Annotated in this window: 17 protein-coding genes; all 17 read left to right on the plus strand. The window is 37.2% G+C overall.

Going from position 1 to position 18,587, the window contains the following annotated elements; translation table 11 throughout:
• The first annotated feature begins 1 nt into the window (after position 1).
• The 17 genes from ACSSS3_RS11015 (at position 2) to ACSSS3_RS11095 (ending at position 18,510) form a co-directional block, all read left to right on the plus strand.
• Positions 2–946 carry a glycosyltransferase family 2 protein gene (locus ACSSS3_RS11015; protein ID WP_442844657.1) on the plus strand — a complete coding sequence of 315 codons (945 nt, stop codon included), beginning with the start codon at positions 2–4 and terminating at the stop codon, positions 944–946.
• 77 nt (positions 947–1,023) lie between these two features.
• A complete protein-coding gene (locus ACSSS3_RS11020) occupies positions 1,024–1,842 on the plus strand; it encodes a hypothetical protein (protein ID WP_442844658.1) in 819 nt (272 codons plus the stop codon).
• 236 nt (positions 1,843–2,078) lie between these two features.
• Positions 2,079–2,924, plus strand: coding sequence for a glycosyltransferase family 2 protein (locus ACSSS3_RS11025; RefSeq protein ID WP_442844659.1), 846 nt, complete (start codon positions 2,079–2,081; stop codon positions 2,922–2,924).
• Positions 2,921–3,787 carry a glycosyltransferase family 2 protein gene (locus tag ACSSS3_RS11030; protein WP_442844660.1) on the plus strand — a complete coding sequence of 289 codons (867 nt, stop codon included), beginning with the start codon at positions 2,921–2,923 and terminating at the stop codon, positions 3,785–3,787. Before ACSSS3_RS11025 ends, ACSSS3_RS11030 begins: the two co-directional genes overlap by 4 nt.
• A 5-nt stretch (positions 3,788–3,792) precedes the next feature.
• A complete protein-coding gene (locus ACSSS3_RS11035; protein WP_442844661.1) occupies positions 3,793–4,575 on the plus strand; it encodes a glycosyltransferase in 783 nt (260 codons plus the stop codon).
• Positions 4,551–5,654, plus strand: coding sequence for an acyltransferase family protein (locus ACSSS3_RS11040; RefSeq protein WP_442844662.1), 1,104 nt, complete (start codon positions 4,551–4,553; stop codon positions 5,652–5,654). Before ACSSS3_RS11035 ends, ACSSS3_RS11040 begins: the two co-directional genes overlap by 25 nt.
• A gap of 11 nt (positions 5,655–5,665) precedes the next feature.
• Entirely contained in the window at positions 5,666–6,622 is a 957-nt protein-coding gene (locus ACSSS3_RS11045; RefSeq protein ID WP_442844663.1) for a glycosyltransferase family 2 protein, read from the plus strand.
• Between the two features lie 37 nt (positions 6,623–6,659).
• The gene (locus ACSSS3_RS11050; protein WP_442844664.1) at positions 6,660–7,751 is read left to right on the plus strand and encodes a glycosyltransferase family 2 protein; all 1,092 of its coding nucleotides are present in this window, start codon (positions 6,660–6,662) and stop codon (positions 7,749–7,751) included.
• A complete protein-coding gene (locus ACSSS3_RS11055) occupies positions 7,751–9,226 on the plus strand; it encodes a hypothetical protein (protein WP_442844665.1) in 1,476 nt (491 codons plus the stop codon). The genes ACSSS3_RS11050 and ACSSS3_RS11055 overlap by 1 nt, the downstream gene beginning before the upstream one ends.
• 22 nt (positions 9,227–9,248) lie before the next feature.
• Positions 9,249–10,352, plus strand: coding sequence for a glycosyltransferase (locus tag ACSSS3_RS11060; protein ID WP_442844666.1), 1,104 nt, complete (start codon positions 9,249–9,251; stop codon positions 10,350–10,352).
• 9 nt (positions 10,353–10,361) lie between these two features.
• Positions 10,362–11,519: a hypothetical protein gene (locus tag ACSSS3_RS11065; RefSeq protein WP_442844667.1), complete on the plus strand. Its 1,158-nt coding sequence runs from the start codon at positions 10,362–10,364 to the stop codon at positions 11,517–11,519.
• Positions 11,520–11,531: 12 nt separating this feature from the next.
• On the plus strand, positions 11,532–12,401 hold the full coding sequence (locus tag ACSSS3_RS11070) for a beta-1,6-N-acetylglucosaminyltransferase (protein ID WP_442844668.1): 870 nt from the start codon (positions 11,532–11,534) through the stop codon (positions 12,399–12,401).
• 55 nt (positions 12,402–12,456) lie between these two features.
• Entirely contained in the window at positions 12,457–13,620 is a 1,164-nt protein-coding gene (locus tag ACSSS3_RS11075) for a cytidylyltransferase domain-containing protein (protein WP_442844669.1), read from the plus strand.
• Positions 13,613–14,488: an N-acetylneuraminate synthase family protein gene (locus ACSSS3_RS11080; protein ID WP_442844670.1), complete on the plus strand. Its 876-nt coding sequence runs from the start codon at positions 13,613–13,615 to the stop codon at positions 14,486–14,488. Before ACSSS3_RS11075 ends, ACSSS3_RS11080 begins: the two co-directional genes overlap by 8 nt.
• A gap of 4 nt (positions 14,489–14,492) precedes the next feature.
• Positions 14,493–15,893 carry a UDP-glycosyltransferase gene (locus ACSSS3_RS11085; protein ID WP_442844671.1) on the plus strand — a complete coding sequence of 467 codons (1,401 nt, stop codon included), beginning with the start codon at positions 14,493–14,495 and terminating at the stop codon, positions 15,891–15,893.
• Positions 15,893–17,041: a glycosyltransferase family 4 protein gene (locus ACSSS3_RS11090; protein ID WP_442844672.1), complete on the plus strand. Its 1,149-nt coding sequence runs from the start codon at positions 15,893–15,895 to the stop codon at positions 17,039–17,041. Before ACSSS3_RS11085 ends, ACSSS3_RS11090 begins: the two co-directional genes overlap by 1 nt.
• On the plus strand, positions 17,038–18,510 hold the full coding sequence (locus ACSSS3_RS11095) for a glycosyltransferase family 2 protein (RefSeq protein ID WP_442844673.1): 1,473 nt from the start codon (positions 17,038–17,040) through the stop codon (positions 18,508–18,510). The genes ACSSS3_RS11090 and ACSSS3_RS11095 overlap by 4 nt, the downstream gene beginning before the upstream one ends.
• Positions 18,511–18,587 lie beyond the last annotated feature (77 nt).

Below are 18,587 nucleotides of genomic sequence, written 5' to 3' on the forward strand. Positions count from 1 at the left end.
GATGAATTTTGAGATATCTGTAATCATTCCAGTCTATAATGCTGCAAGGTATTTAGAAAAGGCTATAACAAGCGCTATAGAGCAAGAGTTGGTTATTCAGGTGGTTGCGGTAGACGATGGTAGTACAGATGGCTCTCATAGCCTGTTGATTAAACTGGAAAAAATATATAAGAAACTAACCGTACTAACGCACCCTAACCATTGTAATAAGGGAAGATCTGCCACGCGTAATTTAGGCATCAACCACGCTATAGGAAACTTTATAGCTTTTTTGGACGCGGATGATTTTTATCTAGATAATCGGTTTTTAAAAGATTTGGAAATATTTAAACAAAGATCAGATGCAGATGGCGTTTATAATGCAGTAGGCTTTAAGATTTACGACACATCGAAGTCCCATTTACCTCAGGTTCAGCAACTGTATACCGTGAATCAGGTTGTTGCGCCAGACTCTTTATTTGAAAATCTTGTGACAGGAAAAGTAGGACATTTTCAAATAGATGGATTAACGGTTAAAAAAGCTCTTTTTGACAGAACTGGATTGTTTAATGAAGACCTTGAAGTGGCTGAGGATACTGATATATTTTGGAAAATGGCGATAGCTGGTAAAATTTATACAGGTGAGATTGATAAGGCGGTGGCCCTGCGTGGAGTACATAATTTTAATAGTTTTTATAATGATGAATTGTATGCTGAAAACATATATAAAATGTATGAATCCCTGATCTCCTGGTCTAGCAAGAATAAAGTTGCATTGAATAAAATAGATTTATTATTAAAGTGGGTGTGGATATTAAAACATAAAAAAGAGGATGGTTTGTGGAATGAAACACGCTTATGGGCCACACAATTTAGCGGTAACCTTAGGATTATATTTTCATATCTCTTAATCAAATATTTTCCTTTGGTAAGAAGAAGAAAACAGGTTTTTCCGTTCCTTAAATAGTATTAATCATTTTCAATAAATGGTTAAACATTTTTGGGCTTAGATATTCGAATTTCAGATCTTATAAATTAATTCAGATGATTAGATTTCAAGCCATTTATGGATTGTGCAATCGTTTAAGAGGTATTGTAGGTGCAATCGAGTTAGGGAGGCTTACATCAAGAGATGTCGATATTTTCTGGGTTGCCGACCGTGACCTACCAGCTCGGTTTGATCAACTGTTTGAAAAAATCACTTTACCAAACGTTAAAGGTGTAAATGAAAAGCTTCCATTAATCTTTCACTTATGGGGATTTAAGAATCGCTTTATTAATAAATTTTTAAAGTGGTTTGGTTTTCAAAAAGTCTTTTCGGAATTTCAAATCCACTGGTATATTGATAAATACGATAGTATAGAACAGCTGGCTCAAAAGCATCAGATATTTAATTTCAAGAGCTATAAAAATGTGTGTTACAAAACCGGTAATGATTTTGGAATTTTTAGACCCGTGTCACATCTTACGGAGCAGATTGAAAAAATCACATCTAAATTTAACGAGTTTACATATGGCTTTCATATACGTCGCACAGATCATTCACAAGCCATAACATATAGTCCTGATGAACTTTTTATCAAAGAGATTGAGATGATTATCAGAACTAATATTCAGGCAGTTTTTTATGTTGCTTCTGATGATTTGGCTATAAAAAACAAGTTGGTTGAAATGTTTGGAAAAAGGATTATTACGGATTTAAGAGATATTAGAAGAGCATCTTTACAGGATATGGAGCGAGCCGTAATTGAACTTTATGCTTTATCAAAAACTAAGTGTATTTATGGTTCCTATTGGAGTTCCTTTTCAGAAACAGCCGCTTCTATAGGTGGTATTCCTTTGGTAACTTTAGTAGAAAAGTAAGACTTTTTATAAGGAACTGTTTTACGATTTATAAGTTTTCATCCTTTTACTAGATCTGAGTAATTAAAAAGATTCTTAGAGATGATTGTAAAGTTGTTTAAATTATTGACGAGATAGAAATCTTCATATGATCATTGAGTTTAGAATAGTTATTCTTTATTTAACAAAGAGGTGATGGTGAACCAGACTAAAGCGCATTTATTATTTATTCTGCTAACGTTCAAAGCTTTTATTCAGTGACAAGTGATGTTTCAGTTATAATACCTTGTTATAATGATGGCTTGTATATCACTAATGCTGTAGATTCCGCGTTGAATCAAACCTTACTTCCAAAAAAAATTTTCATAATTGATGATGGATCTTCGAGGTCTACAAGAGAAGTATTACAATCGATAGACCACCCTTTGGTAGAGGTCATATACTGCCAGAATGAAGGTGTTAGTACTGCTAGAAATAAAGGTATAGGACTGACAACGACTGAATGGATCTTAACACTTGATGCAGACGACTATTTTGAGTCTACCTTTTTAGAGAAGGCCTTTGATGTACTACGAACAACTCCAAATACATCTATTGTTTCATCATTTTATAAAAAATTTGGAGATTCAGCAAGTACAAATATTATTAGGCCTACTGGTGGTACGATAAAAAATTTTTTGGTCAGAAATAACGGTATAGCCAGTGCTCTTTTCAAAAAAAAATGCTGGGTAGATGTCAATGGTTATGACACGCAATTTGATAAAGGGTATGAGGATTGGGATTTTTGGATATCCGTACTTGCAAAAGGTTATAATATGCACATTATACCCGAAGTGCTTTTTAATTACAGAATCAAGCCTAACTCCAGAGATCATAATGCTGTAAGAAATCATGATGTCTCCTTGAGAAGGAAATTGTATAAGAAACATAAAAAAGTTTATATCGAAAACATTGATAGTGTAATGGATCAAATGATCCAAACAAATGCTTACTTAAAAAATACGATTTTGAAAAGGGAGAACAGCTTAGACTATAGGTTGGGGAAAGCAATGCTTGCTCCGTTAAGATGGATAAAACGGATTTGCCTGAGAGAATCATTATGAATTGTTTGGTTTCCATAATTGTCCCTTGCTACAAACAGGCACACTATCTGGATCAATGCCTTCAATCAGTCTTAGAACAAACTTATAACTATTGGGAGTGCATCATCGTAAATGACGGAAGCCCCGATCATACAAAAACCATTGCTCATCAATGGGTTAAAAAGGATGCACGTTTCAGGTATTTGGAGCAGGAGAATGGCGGCCTTTCCAATGCCCGAAATGCTGGAATCTTTATAAGTGAGGGATCGCTGATCCTTCCGCTGGATGCAGATGATGTCTTACATCCAGACTATCTTTCTCGACTAGTACCTGTATTAATTGAAAAGAATAATCTGAGTATTGTCTCCTGCTACACCGCCTTCTTTATCCAATCTGTAGATAAAACGTATTTTCAATTAAAGCCAAAGGGTTCTGAGCTGATCAACTTATTGTATCAGAACCAATTGGTGTCAACATCCCTGTATAGAAAATCATCCTGGGAAAAAGTAGGCGGTTATGATGAGCAGATGAAAACCGGTTTTGAGGATTGGGAATTTTGGTTACGGGTACTCAAGACGGAAGGATTAGCTTATCATATTTTTCCGGAAGTTTTGTTCTTCTACAGGAAATCGAAAAAGTCTATGCTGGTAGATACGGTTACTAACCATCTGGAATCTGTAAAAAAATATATCATTCAAAAACATCCGGAAATCTACAAATCAGATTTTCAGAACTTTATCTCCGTTCAGTTCCATTACCTTCAAACCGCCAGAGCGAAAGAGAATGCCTTAAAGAATTCCGCGGAATATAAACTCGGGCGCCTGCTGCTCAAACCCTTCAAATTCCTGTTTTCTCCAGATAGGAGAAATAAATTTACGAAGTAGTACTAATGAAATTAAGTGTAGTCATTAGAACCAAAAATCAGGCACCTGCGTTGGAATTTCTGCTCAAGAATCTAACCCGGCGCTACGCGGATGATGTCGACGAGATTGTAGTAATTGATAACTTGAGTAGCGATGACAGCAAGGAAATTTCGCTAAGCTATGGCGCACGATTTGAAACGATTGAAGCATTTAGTTATGGTGGCAGTGCCAATTTTGCCGCATTACAGGCTAAACATCCGATAATAGTTATTTTTAGTGCACATGCTTACCCGGTAAGCCACGATTTTTTTAGATTAATCAGGCAGCGTTTTGCTGCTAACCCTAAGCTTGCAGGCTTGCGTTGCCTGCATAATTCAAGCGATTACCGCCAATATATAAATGGTATTAAGGCAAGTGACGATCCCAATAAATCAGGGTTAATTTTTGCCGGTTCCGCCTTTTCGAAAGCGGTATGGCAACAGCATCCATTTAGAGAAGACGTGGCAACCTTTGAAGACAAGGAATGGACCAAAAGGGTAGTGGAGGCAGGTTACGATATTGAATTAATCCCAGCCATTTTTAATTATGAGATTAAACGTTCCAAAAAGCAGGAGTTTTTTAGGTTTAAAAATGACCTGAAAGGAAACTACCAGTTATGGCATCAGGAGGTTAGTATCTGTTCAGGGTTCAAGGGTTTTGTAGCGGTTTTTGTGAGGTCGGGCATTCAATTTTTTTCTGCTATTTGGTATGCATTACTCCGCTTACTGGCTATAATCAGGTTTAATTGGAACAAACCCCACAAGTTTTAGAAGCAAACGATCAAATAATAAAGCAGCATCGCAGCAATAACTTTGATTTCCTAAGGTTTGTTTTTGCGCTGTTGGTGGTGATTTCCCATTCGTATCCGCTATCAGGGAATTCAGAAAATGCTCAATGGATCTACATGTTAACTGATGGTCAGGTTAATTATGCGAGTTTAGGCTTGAATGGTTTTTTCGTTATTAGCGGTTTTTTTATTTATAGAAGTTTTGCGCGTAGTGCATCTATCTGGATATTTTTGAAAAAGCGGGCACTCCGAATCTTTCCCGGTTTGTTTATAGTATTGCTCCTATCTATACTTATGGTTCCTCTTGTTTATGAGGGGAGCACCCCCCTGTTCAGAAATATAGAGTGGTACACCTACCTGCCTAACAATTTGTCGCTGTATGGTTTTCAGGGTGTGGTTTCTGGTGTGTTTGACAGGAACTTTTACCATGCCATAAATGGATCCTTGTGGACGATACGTTATGAGTTTACCTTGTACCTATCTGTCGCCGTATTTTTTTTGTTCCGGAGGAATAAATTGTGGATACAGTTTTGTTTACTGCTGGCAAGCACAGTGATGTTATGCAGCTACATCTTTTTCAGGGAAGAATTGGGGCCGCTTTCCATGTTCGGACTGCTGGGCTATAATGTGCTCAATTTGGGGACCTTTTTTGTGCTGGGTAGCCTGCTGGCTACTTTTGAATTGGAGCGCTGGGTGCACTGGGGTTTTGCACTGGTATTGCTGGTACTATTAGGTATTTCTGTTTATCTGGATTTATATGACGTTGCCAAACATATCGTGTTCACACCTCTCGTGCTGATGACGGGTTTTTTAACCTTGTCCGGAGTAAAGGAATTCGGTAAATGGGGAGACAGTTCATATGGTATTTATATCTATAGTTTTCCCATCCAGCAAGTGTTGGTGTATTGTTTTGCACCTAACGCAATGATCCTGATGCTCTGCTCTGTGCCTTTATCAATGTTGTTTGGATATCTGTCGTGGCATCTTGTAGAAAAAAGAGCTTTAAGGTTTAAGAGTAGGCCGTTTTATGAATATCGTAGAAAATGGCTTAACCCTCAATAAGTCAAATTTTAATGAATCAATTGATTTCTATTATCATTCCTGCCTACAATAGAGCCCATATTATTGGGGAAACCTTAGACTCGATCATTGCACAGACCTATAAAAACTGGGAGTGTATAATTGTTGACGATGGTAGTAGCGATAGCACAAGAAAAGCCATTGAGGGCTACGTGGTCATAGACCCTAGGTTTAAATTGCTATGCCGGCCTGTAGAACTACCCAAGGGACCAAGCGCATGTCGTAATTACGGGGTAAGTCGATCATTAGGCGAGTATATTCAGTTTTTTGATAGTGATGATATTATGCATCCAGACCATTTAAAGTTTAAGATCGATGCAATAGCGGATAATGATTTTGTGACATGTAAGATTGAAGGATTCGTCGGTGATTTTGATGTCGATTTATTTAATGAGGATCGAGTCAAAGACCTTGTCAAGCCACTAAATGCATTTAAATCTTTTGTGAAAGGGGATTTTTTAATGTGTATGGTTGTTCCCTTTTGGAAAAAGAAAACCCTGGAACTTTTTTTGCCTATGAGAGAAGATTTACACATTCTTGAAGACCGGGAACTGCATACACGTATTTTATATACGGAACCGAATTTTAAAGTAATTAATAAAACATTAATCTACTATAGGCGTGACCTTGAGTCATCTACTAACAGCTTTTTTAGTAGGATTGATTTTGGCATCGATTCTTATCTAAAAGCGATGGAATCAGTACTTTCATACGTAGATGATCCTGAGACCAGATTGATCCTTTTAAAAAGGATTCTTGGCTTTTTTAGACAAGCGCTTGCCGAACGTGATTTTGCGGCAGCCGGCAAGTGTTTGGATTTTACTAAAAAGTCCAATTTGTGGAATTCACCTTCATTGAGAGTAAAAAAATATAGAATCCTATTCTTTTATCAACTTCTCAAAATTGTTAAGAAAGGGGATACAAGATTTAAGTTCCTATTTAAGATTTAAAAACACAGTAGCCCATTAATGCTACTGTATTATATATATGAATCAGGAAGTACCCTTGCTTAGTATTGTTGTGCCTAATCGCAACAGGAGTCTGAAAATCGTCAGAAAATTACTGGTATCTGTTCTAAGCCAATTATCTAACAGGATTCAACTGACGATAGTCGATTATGGTAGTGCTTTAGATTATCAGCAAGAGCTTGCAAAACTGGTGAAAGAATTCATAAAGGTCGATTTAATCTTGTGTCCCACGCAAGGACAGCTTTTTCATAAAACGAGGGCTATTAATATAGTATTGAGAAAAACGACCTCAACCTATTTTATGGTTCTGGATATGGATTGTATTTGCCACCCAGAATTTATAGATAAGGCTCTCGAGCTTGTCGCGTCGGGCCATCCTGTCAACTTCCCGTATGGTTTTTTATCTGAACATGAAAGTCAGCTCAACAAATCCTTTGATAACTATAATTACGACTTTGTGGGTGGCTTGACCGGTACTGCAATTTTCAAAACGGTCGATTTGCTAGAGCTTAATGGCTTTGATGAGATCTATCACAACTGGGGAGCAGAAGATGCTGATATGTTTGAACGGCTAAAGCATAAGGGTATTACAACCACACACTATACCGATGAATTGTTGTTGTTGCATCAGTGGCATAAAAAAGAGTATAGAAATACGGGAAGTAAATTGCCCTACCATTCAACTTTAGAGCGAATAAATCACGGGTACTTTCAGTTTTCTGGAACGCTGAAAAGGATCAAGGCAAATCAATCTTTGCCTTGGGGTTTGGGGTTTGATCAGGATCAATATAAAAAACTATTGGAACCATCATTCACATTAGAGTTAAACTCGACTCAGGAAGAAGTCAGCGCTTTATGCTTTCAACTTAAAGAAAGTAGCTTTGATGGCACTTTGTTGATAAGGGTTCAGGAACATAAACACGCCAAGTCTTTAAAGACACGTTTGAAAACAGTACTTCGCTTAAAACAACCTCAATACATTTCTCTGGAGGATTCTAATAGGTTACTATTAGAGACCATTATCTTAAATCACCGCAATCAACCCTATACTTATCATAGAAGTAATAAGTCTATAAGAATTTCACTGTTTTTTCAATCCAAAAGTGCCTGATGCCCCGGGAAATGAAGAGTCATCAGGATATTCATGATTATATAGTTGCCATTGAGTCTGACTTCCCTGTAGATACTTGGTCTGTTAATGGAATTCACGTATGGCCATATATAAGAATTAAAATTTATTATACTCTTATTCATTTGGTGGAAGGCACTTCTAACCTCAAGCCTTATAAGAAACATCAAAAAAAAAATGCGGGCTTTTTTAAAAGGTTGAAGACTAAATTTTTTGAGCTGTTTTATTATTTAAATTCAATACAGCGACAAACTTGTCAGCAGGTTATGTTTGCGACACTTTCCTTATATCGTGTGGGTTATGATGGATTGTTTTTTCACAAATTTTTTGACGCTATGATTAAGGCGCATCATTTAGAGGGTAAAACTACTATCATAGAAATTCAGGGAATTAGAGCTAACTCTTACAATCAAACGGGCCTAATTGATGGGATAAGCTTAAGAAATGGTCATAAGATTCTTAATAGGCTCACCAGGTGGTTGCCTCAATATAAAACTTCGAGTATTGAATGTAATTTACCATTATATGATTCATTTTTTGAGCGCATATTAGAGGACTCCTGTATTGGAACAAATTTGGACTTAGAAAAAGATAGTATTGTTAAATGGGCTAACAAAGTAAAAGCAACTTCCATTGTATATAAAAAGCTCTTTGAAAAGCGTCGTACACAACGTTTTGTTACAATCAGTTATTATGGATTTGATGACATGGCTGCGGCCTTGTTTGCAGCAAATTCCCTGGGTGTAGAAACGGTTGATTTCCAACATGGGCCTCAAACCAATGTTCACATGGCTTATAGTAGCTGGACCCGAATACCGAAAAATGGATTTAATACTATGCCGAAAGTCTATTGGAATTGGGATCAAAAATCGAAAGAGCATTTAAGCTCTTGGTGGAAGTTAATGGACGGAAGTAAAATAATAGGCCATCCTTGGCTCGCAATGACTCAGAGCGAAAATCAGTTTTATAAGAATTGCGATTTTCTATATACGTTACAATTAATCAATGAATCCAATTTTAAGTACTTTTTCCCGGAGCAGATATTAAAACTTATGAGGCAGGATTGTTTTTCCTGGATATTGAGAATCCATCCAAGAAACGGTACTGGAATAAATTTGATTCAGGAATTTTTGCAAAAAAATAATGTGCCCCAGGAACATTATTCAATTGAAAATCCTTCAACAATACCACTAGCGACATCTTTAAAATCTTGCGGAATGCATATTACAAATTATTCGGGATGTTTAATTGAGGCAAGTATTTTAAAAAAACAAACCATAATCATTGACCAGACAGGATATCTTTTTTTTAAGAACTATATTGATAATGAGTTAGTTTATTTTTTAGATAAGCATAAAGATAATTTTTCGGACAGGGTGATTGAAATTTATACCTCAAGGAAGACAGGTAAGAAAAAAATAAAACTAGAGATATACAATCCTTTCACAGGTTTATAAAATGAGAATCCTAATGGTCTCTATGAATAATCTACACTTCCAACGCTGGTCAGACCAGTTGAGGGATAGCGGTCATGAAGTGTTTTGGTTTGATATTTTGGATCAGGGATACGCACCATCACTGTCTTGGATGTCGCAGATTACGGGTTGGAAAAAGGGGTTTCTAAAACGACGTGGTAGAACGTTTCTCAAAAGAAAATTACCTAAATTATATAAACGGCTAGAAAGCAAGTATGACATTCCTGTGGCAAAGGCTTTTGAAAAAGCATTGCTGCAAATTCAACCCGATGTGGTGCACAGTTTTGCACTTTATCTTTCTTGTGTTCCTATTTATGATGTAATGATGAAGTACCACCACGTCCAATGGATTTATTCTAGTTGGGGTAGTGACTTATTTAATAAAAAAAATAAGCCTAATTACAAGTCTGATTTAAATAGCGTCTTAAAAAGAGTAAATTATCTTTTTAGTGATTGTAAGCGAGATGTGCATATCGCTAAAAAACATTCTTTTTATGGTAAAGTATTGGGGATATTTCCAGGCGGGGGTGGATATCATTTGCAAAAAATGAAAAAGTTTATTCTACCCTTAAAAAAACGCTCGGTAATATTAATTAAGGGGAATGATAATCAGTTAGGTAAGGCTTCAGTTGTTTTAGAAGCTCTGGATGACGTTAGATTTTCAGATTCAATTGATGTAGTTGTTTTTGGTAGCGAAAGTCTTCTCATTTCAAAATTCAAGCAAAAACTTCCTATGGTGAGGTTTTTACCTATGATTAATCAAAAAGAATTATTAGAATTGATGGGAAAATCAATGATTTATATCGGGAACAGCATTTCAGATGGTATGCCAAATACCCTTTTAGAAGCAATAGTAATGGGGGCTTTTCCAATTCAATCCAATCCTGGTGGTGTTACAGAAGAAATCATCGATAACGGATCAAATGGCCTGTTAATTAACGATCCGTTGAATGCACACGAAATCAATGCACTTATAAAAAGAGCATTGAGTGATGAAGTCATGCGGAAAAGCGCTTACCAAGTTAATCAAAATCTCGCCATACTAAATCTAGATTATAATGTTGTTTGTTCTCAAGTGAGAGCAGCGTATGATAGTATAAAATTTTGATGCTTATCAATGATTAAGGTCAGTGACATATGTGTACATAACCAAGATAGTACTGGGAGTATTAGTGCAACTGTAGATGTCAATGGGAAGCTCAAAACGCTTTATTTTGAGACTAATTTTTCCTTGAAAATGACGTCAGAAATCGATATTAGTAATACTCTATTAATAGGTTTATTGCCGTTGTCTTTTGAAAAGCAATGCGACATATACATTGAGGGATCAATTGATGAGAAGCTTCGCAAAGAAATCGTAAACGAATTATTCCCTGTAATGCAGCAAGTATATAAAATATCACAACTGCCGCAGATTTCATTTTTGAAAAATGAATCTGTTAACTCTGTTTCCAGTGCAGGTGTGGCGACCGGATTGTCGTGTGGTGTAGATAGTTTTGCCACAATTAATCAAATGCGCTCAGAGCTTACTCACTTAACATTTTTCGATGCAGGGTCACACGGTAAAGGCTCTTACAGTCAAGCTGCGTTAATAAGAAATCACAGGTACAACAATGTGAAAAAAGCGGCAGATGAATTACAATTACCTCTTTTAACTGTAAATACTAATTTAAGTGACTTTACTTCGGCAAAATTTCAGGATAATCATGCTTTTTTACAAATTTCCTGCGCGCACTTACTATCAGGACTTATCAATACCTATTATTACAGTTCGGGACAAAATGATGATTACCTAAGTAAGCATCCTCTGGATTTTATTTATCTGAATAACTTCATGGTGCATCATTTAAGTTCATATCGATTGAAGGTAATCGCCAGTCTAACAAAATGGGGAAGGATAGAACGAACAAAGATGGTATCAGTAATGAAAACGGCACATATGCACCTAGATGTATGTGTAGATACAGAGACAGCGATGCAAAACGGGTTAATCAATTGTTCTAAATGCCATAAATGTATGCGAACTCAGTTGACCTTACAGTTGCTCAATGAGTATGAAGAATTTGATCACGTTTTTGATTCCAAAGTTTTTGAATCAGAACGAGATAAATTTATTGCTTATTTAATACTAACTAAAAGAGAAGATGTATTAAATGCAGAATTGTTTGATCTGGTTAAAGAATTAGATGGCATTGAGTTTAAGGTTTATTATTTGTTAATGCATCTCAAATGGGCTAAGCTTAAAAAGAAGATCAAAAGAATGCTTGTAGCTTAATTCTATTTATTGTTGAAACAAGCCATACTAATTACAGCATATAAAGATTTTGAGCAACTAGATAAATTAGTCGATGAGTTTGACTGTCGTTTTAACATATATATACATATTGACAAAAAGAGTCCAATTACGGACTACGAAAAAAAGCTTTTAAGGAATAACGTTAGAATCAAGTATCTAAGCCAGCATCATCTTGTGAATTGGGGCGGTCTCAATCATTTAAAAGCATATCTGGATTTAAGTCAGGTGGCCTTAAATGATAAAGACAATATGTATTTTCATTTGATCACAGGGCAGGATTTCCCTATTAAAAGCAATTCTTATTTTGATAAATTTTTCACTCTAGAAAAGGATTATATTTCTTCATTTACAATGCCTGCTATAGGTTGGAAAAATGGTGGTATGGATCGGATACAGTACTATAATTTTTACGATCTGTTTGATTACAAAAAATCCAATTTGTGGATCAAACGATTCTTAAAATTGCAGAAAAAGCTCCGAGTCAAAAGAGCGATTCCAGATTTCATGGGGCAGTTATATGGTGGAAATACCTATTGGTCGCTTTCTAGAACGACTTTAAGTTTTGTAAATCAATTCACGAAAAGCAATCCCAGGTTTCTAAGACGATTTAAACATACATTTTGTGCAGAAGAAATATATTTTCAGACCCTGATCATGAATTCCAAATACCGTGAAAGGGTAATTAACAGTGATCTTAGATATATGGATTGGCAATCCGGTAGAGGAGGATTTCCTGCTGTTTTGGAAGAGATAGATTTCGAGGATATTATACAAAGTGATAAGTTATTTGTTCGCAAACTGGATATGAATGCTAATGGGCTTTTCGATATGCTTAGTAAGCATCGGCGCAACAATATTTGAAGATTATAACTATGACACCTTTAAGTTTTCTAAATTCACTTATAACCTTACATTTATGAAATCAATAGGTTTTATACCACTACGCAAAGGTTCCAAAGGTATACCCGGCAAGAACAAAAAGAAGCTCTTAGGTAGACCGCTTTTTTGTTGGGTTTTAGGAGAGGCAATTGCTTCACAATTAGACCAGGTTGTAGTTTTTACAGACGATACAGAAATCATATCCTTTATTGAGAAGGAATATCATTGGACGAAAAAGGTAAAAGCAGTATTACGCAGTGAAGCGAGCGCCAGTGATACTGCGAGTACCGAGTTTGCCATTCAGGAGTTTATAGAGAATGAAAAGCCTGACTTTTCCGTATTTTGCCTGTTACAGGCAACGACTCCATTTACAACTGCAAATGACATCAATAGATGCCTCGATGCTATAAAAGATAATTCGGAATACGATTCGGCCTTAGCAGTTGTAAACACGCACCGATTTACCTGGAATCCCAATGGAACTTCAAATAACTACGATTACATGAACCGACCTAGACGTCAGGACTTTAAGGGGCAATTGATAGAAAATGGCGCCTGTTATGTCACGACCCGAAAAGCCTGGTTGGAAAGCAGGAACCGTATCAGCGGTAAAATTGCAACCATTACAATGCCGGAGGATAGTCTAACCGAGATTGATTCTATGACAGATTGGTTAGTAGCCGAAGAATTACTCGCAGCCAGACTTAAAAGGGGAAAGAAATCCAGTCGTATTACACATTTGGTACTTGATGTGGATGGAGTTTTTACTGATGGCTGTGTGTATTATGGCAGTGATGGAGAGCTGATCAAAAAGTTTGATATGCGGGACGGCATGGGCCTGGAAATTTTGCGCCAGAATAAGGTAGAGGTTATGGTTATGACTTCCGAAAATTCTCAGATCGTAGCCAGTCGTATGAAAAAGCTCAAAATCAAGGATGTGTTTTTGGGTGTCAAGGATAAATACAGTCTGCTTTGCAGAATTGGAGTTGAGCGCGATTTAGAATTTTCACAGATCGCTTATGTGGGGGATGATGTCAACGACCTGGCAAATATTTGCGCTGCAGGATGGTCCTTTGCGCCGGCTAATGCCACTCAGGAAATTAAACGTAATGCAGATGTAATTTTGGCCAGTGACAGTGCCGCAGGAGCCATTAGAGAAGCCTCTGAATTTATTTTAAGATATAATAATAGATATGAGTAAATACCAACCACCTTACACTATTGCCGAAATAGGAGGCAATCACAAAGGCGATCTGGAAATCGCTAAGGAAATGATTAAAGTAGCCTCCATCTTTTGTAAGGTCGATGCCGTTAAGTTTCAAAAGAGAAATAATATAGAGTTGTTGACTAAAGAGCAGTATGAGGCACCCCATCCCAACCCTATAAATTCTTATGGAGACACTTATGGGGCACACCGTGAGTTTTTAGAATTTAATTTGGATCAACACGCCGAATTAAAGGCCTATTGTGAGGAAATGGGTGTCACGTATTCAACCAGTGTTTGGGATTTGACCAGTGCACAGGAAATTGCCAGTCTTGATCCTGAGTTTATAAAGATACCCAGTGCCTGTAATAACCATTTTGAGATGCTCGAATGGTTGTGTAAAAACTACAAAGGTGAGATCCATGCCTCGACAGGTATGACTACACGAGGGGAAATCAAAAAATTAGTTGAGTTCTTTGAAGCTCATAATAGGGCAAAAGATCTGGTGCTTTACAATTGCACTTCGGGATATCCGGTGCCTTTTCAGGATGTTTGTTTGCTGGATATTTCAACTTTGATTAATGAATATGGCAGCAGAATCAAGTCCGTAGGCTTTTCTGGTCATCATTTAGGAATTGCGGTTGACGTGGCAGCCTATGCACTTGGCGCACATATTGTTGAGCGGCACTACACCTTAGACCGTACGTGGAAGGGTACTGATCACAGTGCCTCTTTGGAACCTGCAGGTATGCGAAAATTAGCCCGTGACCTGCGTGCGGTATATCAGGCGTTGACACACAAAAACACCGATATATTGCCTGTTGAACAAGTGCAGCGCGACAAATTGAAGTATCGCAAAGTATAGTTTGATGGGTAAAAAGGTCTTTATTCTATTCCCTGATGGCGTTGGCTTGCGCAATTTTGCATTTACAGGTTTTAAAGAAATTGGTGATAAATTGGATTTTGATATCACATACTGGAACAACACGGTTTTTCCCATAAAAGAAACGTTGGGCTTTCAGGAACTGAAAATTCAAAGTACCAGAATCCATCCCCAAACACCGGTCTTAAGCCACGCGCGTAAAAGGGTTGAGCTGGCACTTTCGCGAAAGCGAACCAACGACCTGGTTTATAATACCTATCGATTTCCTTTAAAATGGAATTCAATTAAGCACTTCTTAAAAAGCACTTTTGTTACCTATCACGAAAGATTCAGTGCCACTCAAAAGGGCTGGCAACAGCTAATGGATCAAATGTATGCGGCAGAGCGTTCGACTTCTCGATATCAGGAAGTCAGGAAGCAGTTGATAGAGCATCAACCCAATTTGGTTTTTTGCACCACGCAACGCGCTACACAGGCCATTGCGCCCATTTTGGCGGCGCAGGATCTGGGAATTAAAACTGCCTGCTGGATCTATAGTTGGGACAATCTGCCGAAAGGAATGTCAACCATTGAGACTGATTATTACTTCGTCTGGTCAGAGTTGATGAAACGGCAGCTTTTGGAATACTACCCAAAAACGAAACCAGACCAAATCTTTGTAACCGGGACGCCGCAATTTGAACCGCACTATGATACCGATATCTTGCTTTCGCGAAAGCAATTCTGTGAAGAACACGGCCTTAATGTAGCTACCAAATATATCTGTTTTTCCGGCGATGACCAGACCACTTCACCGCTTGATCAATACTATCTGGAGGACACTGCTGTTGCCGTAAGAAAACTTAAAGAAGAAGGTCTTGATATCGGTATTATTTACCGTCAGGTACCTGTAGATTTTACGGGGCGTTATGATGAGGTCCTGAAGTATTATAAGGATGTGATCACGCCTATTGCACCCCTTTGGCAATCTATGGGCAAGGGATGGAATGAGGTGATGCCCACAAAAGCTGATTTTGCCAGACTGGTCAATACCTGTTATCATAGTGAGCTGGTGGTGAATATCTGCTCGAGTATGGTCTTTGATTTTGTGATACACGACAAACCAACAATATACCCTAATTATGAGCAGCCGCAGCTTAGAAGGGGAATACGAGACATAGGGCAGAACTATGAATACGTACACTTTAGATCCATGCCAGACCGTGAGAAAAGTGTAATCTGGGCCTATGATAAATCTGACATTTATAAGGGGATTAAGGGGTTGCTGGATGGAGAGCTAAATCCTGTGCCAATAACCCGGCAATGGTATGGTTTTGTCAATAAACCAGAATCACCAGAAAAAGCGAGCGAACGTATTTGGCAGGAAATTAATAAAATATTGAATTAATGCACATCGCATATTTTACTCCGGAATATCCTCACGAACGCACGGGGAATAGTGGAGGAATGGGAACCAGTATTAAAAATCTGGTTTCTGAATTGGTAACGCAAGATGTAAAAGTAAGTGTGTTTGTTTATGGACAGGCCAAAGACGATTTTTTTGAAGAAGGGGGAATCAATTTTTATCTGCTTAAGAAAGTAAAATACCCTTTTGGGGGATTTTACTTTTATCGTAAACACCTCAATGTTCAATTGAATAGTTTCATTGAAAAAGAACAGATTGATGTTTTGGAAGTCCCAGACTGGACAGGTATTTCGGCTTTTATGAAATTTAAAATACCCGTGGTGATGCGCTTTCACGGTAGTGACACCTACTTCTGTCATATAGAACGAAGACGACAAAAATGGAAAAACCGGTTTTTTGAAAAACAGGCAGTTAAAAAGTCAAATGTCTATATCGCTCCTACTACGTTTGCCGGATATACGAGTGCAGAATTATTCGGTCTTAAATCCAATAAGATAGCGATAATACCATACGGTTTACAATTAGAAAATTTTATAAATGAAGATCCACTTGATTACCTATCATTTAATATAGTTAACATTGGGACACTTATTAGAAAAAAAGGGGTTTTTCAGCTCGCAAAAATTTTCAACTGCATTCACGAGAAATTTCCGAAGGCGACCCTGACACTTATAGGTAATGATGCTCCAGATGTTTATACCAATTGTCCATCTACCTGGTTACTTATGCAAAAGGCGTTTACAGAAACTGCATTGCAAAACGTTATTTATTTAGGCAAAGTTTCATATGATAAAGTCCAAGTGGAAATTAAGAAGGCACACGTTTGTGTATTTCCTTCCCTGGCTGAGACTCTGGGTATGGTAACCCTGGAAGCCATGGCTCTTAGAAAAGCCGTTGTAAACACAAATATGGGCTGGGCTCAGGATTTGATAACAGATGGAGAAGATGGGTTTTTACATCATCCGGATGATATAGAAGGACAATGTAATTCTATTGAGGGAATATTCTTAAATCAAGGCTTGTTGAAGGATTTAGGAGAAAAAGCAAGATTAAAGGTCGAGAGCAATTTTAATATTGAAAATCTTGTGCAGCGGAACATTGATTTTTATTCAAAACTTCTTAATTCATGACCATTCTAAAGCATAAAAACGAATTGGTTACTGAAGGTCCTTTTAAAGGGATGTATGTTGTTGAAGCTCTGTATGATTGGGCATTACAAAATCCTGAAGAACCTATTTTGGTTATTAAGTCTGATGTTGATGCTGATGTATTTATTGAGAGTGTAGGAAAGAATCCTTCTAAAAGAGCATTCATTTCTAATTTCAATTCGTTTAATTCTGGTATAGGTTACATAGAAGACAGTCCTTTTATAAATAGTTCAAATACGGTTAAGTATCCAACGTGGATAAAAGGGACTAATGCATTTTATATTCATTCCTCAGTTGTTAAAGAGGTTTCCGCTCAAATTTCAGCAAGTCGAAATCTGCTCTATTGGGTGAATTCTATTGGTAAATTGGCACAACCTAAGGGGGTCTTTTGTTACCAATTGCCAGTATTACACCAGGATGAACAATTATCAGACTTTGATCTTTACCGATTTGTAAAGCAACACTATAAAAGGCGGTGGACCTTCTTTTTACTTTTTTGTCATTTGATTTATGAAAAAAAGTTTCCTTTTTTCGCTTTTGTAAAAGCGCAATTCTTTACAAAAAGGAGCGTGCATATCGAACAGGCTATACTCACTGATCCCATTATACAGAAAGAAGAAAAATTAGATTATGATGTGATTATCCCCACCCTCGGCAGGCCTCATTATCTATATGACGTACTTAAAGATTTTTGTAAGCAAACTATTTTGCCATCAAGCGTTATTATAGTAGAACAAAATGCAGAATCATCAGCTACTTCTCAATTACACTATTTAAAAGATGAGTTTTGGCCATTTGAGATAATCCATGAGTTTATATATCAAACAGGAGCCTGCAATGCTCGCAATATTGCTTTGAGCCTTACTAAAGCAGATTGGATATTGCTTTTTGATGATGATAATAGGTTTCCCGAAGATCTAATGTATCAGGTTGCCAACGCATTACGAGTTACATGCAGTAAAGCATTGAATCTTGCTTATCTTCAGAAAGAGGATATAGAAAATCAAAAAGGTTATTTTCAATGGGCATATTTTGGCTCTGGTAGTTCAATTGTTCATAGGGATATTTTGAATCAGTGCAAATTTGATCTTGCATTAGAGCATGGCTATGGGGAGGATGCTGATTATGGTATGCAGATCAGAAATGAAGGTTATGACATAATCTATGCTCCTGAGATTCAGGTAAGACATTTAAAGGCCCCAACTGGCGGTTTTAGGAGTAAGTTTAGATTTCCCTGGCACGATGACCCCGTACAGCCTAAACCTTCACCTCAGGTTATGTATTTCAGGCTTAAATGTTACTCATACCAACAACTATTGGGTTATAAGATAGTACTTGCTATCAAAATGTTTCGACGTTCTAAATTCATAAATCCCTGGAGCTTTTATAGGAAATTCAAGAAGCAATGGGAGTCTAGTAAATACTACGCTAAACAGTTGGCTGATCATTAGGGATTAGGATCGTTTTTTCAAAAACTCATTTTTAATAGAGCTGAATCAAGAACTAGAAAGTGGGGAGCTTGTCGAAA

It is taken from the genome of Leeuwenhoekiella sp. H156, assembly GCF_052218455.1.
Taxonomy (GTDB): Bacteria; Bacteroidota; Bacteroidia; order Flavobacteriales; family Flavobacteriaceae; genus Leeuwenhoekiella; species Leeuwenhoekiella parthenopeia.

Bases quoted from the DNA above. Each gene is read 5' to 3' on its own strand.
- ACSSS3_RS11015 (WP_442844657.1), top strand. From the start codon at position 2: ATGAATTTTGAGATATCTGTAATCATTCCAGTCTATAATGCTGCAAGG.
- ACSSS3_RS11020 (WP_442844658.1), top strand. From the start codon at position 1,024: ATGATTAGATTTCAAGCCATTTATGGATTGTGCAATCGTTTAAGAGGT.
- ACSSS3_RS11030 (WP_442844660.1), top strand. From the start codon at position 2,921: ATGAATTGTTTGGTTTCCATAATTGTCCCTTGCTACAAACAGGCACAC.
- ACSSS3_RS11035 (WP_442844661.1), top strand. From the start codon at position 3,793: ATGAAATTAAGTGTAGTCATTAGAACCAAAAATCAGGCACCTGCGTTG.
- ACSSS3_RS11045 (WP_442844663.1), top strand. From the start codon at position 5,666: ATGAATCAATTGATTTCTATTATCATTCCTGCCTACAATAGAGCCCAT.
- ACSSS3_RS11050 (WP_442844664.1), top strand. From the start codon at position 6,660: ATGAATCAGGAAGTACCCTTGCTTAGTATTGTTGTGCCTAATCGCAAC.
- ACSSS3_RS11055 (WP_442844665.1), top strand. From the start codon at position 7,751: ATGCCCCGGGAAATGAAGAGTCATCAGGATATTCATGATTATATAGTT.
- ACSSS3_RS11060 (WP_442844666.1), top strand. From the start codon at position 9,249: ATGAATAATCTACACTTCCAACGCTGGTCAGACCAGTTGAGGGATAGC.
- ACSSS3_RS11065 (WP_442844667.1), top strand. From the start codon at position 10,362: ATGATTAAGGTCAGTGACATATGTGTACATAACCAAGATAGTACTGGG.
- ACSSS3_RS11075 (WP_442844669.1), top strand. From the start codon at position 12,457: ATGAAATCAATAGGTTTTATACCACTACGCAAAGGTTCCAAAGGTATA.
- ACSSS3_RS11080 (WP_442844670.1), top strand. From the start codon at position 13,613: ATGAGTAAATACCAACCACCTTACACTATTGCCGAAATAGGAGGCAAT.
- ACSSS3_RS11085 (WP_442844671.1), top strand. From the start codon at position 14,493: ATGGGTAAAAAGGTCTTTATTCTATTCCCTGATGGCGTTGGCTTGCGC.
- ACSSS3_RS11090 (WP_442844672.1), top strand. From the start codon at position 15,893: ATGCACATCGCATATTTTACTCCGGAATATCCTCACGAACGCACGGGG.
- ACSSS3_RS11095 (WP_442844673.1), top strand. From the start codon at position 17,038: ATGACCATTCTAAAGCATAAAAACGAATTGGTTACTGAAGGTCCTTTT.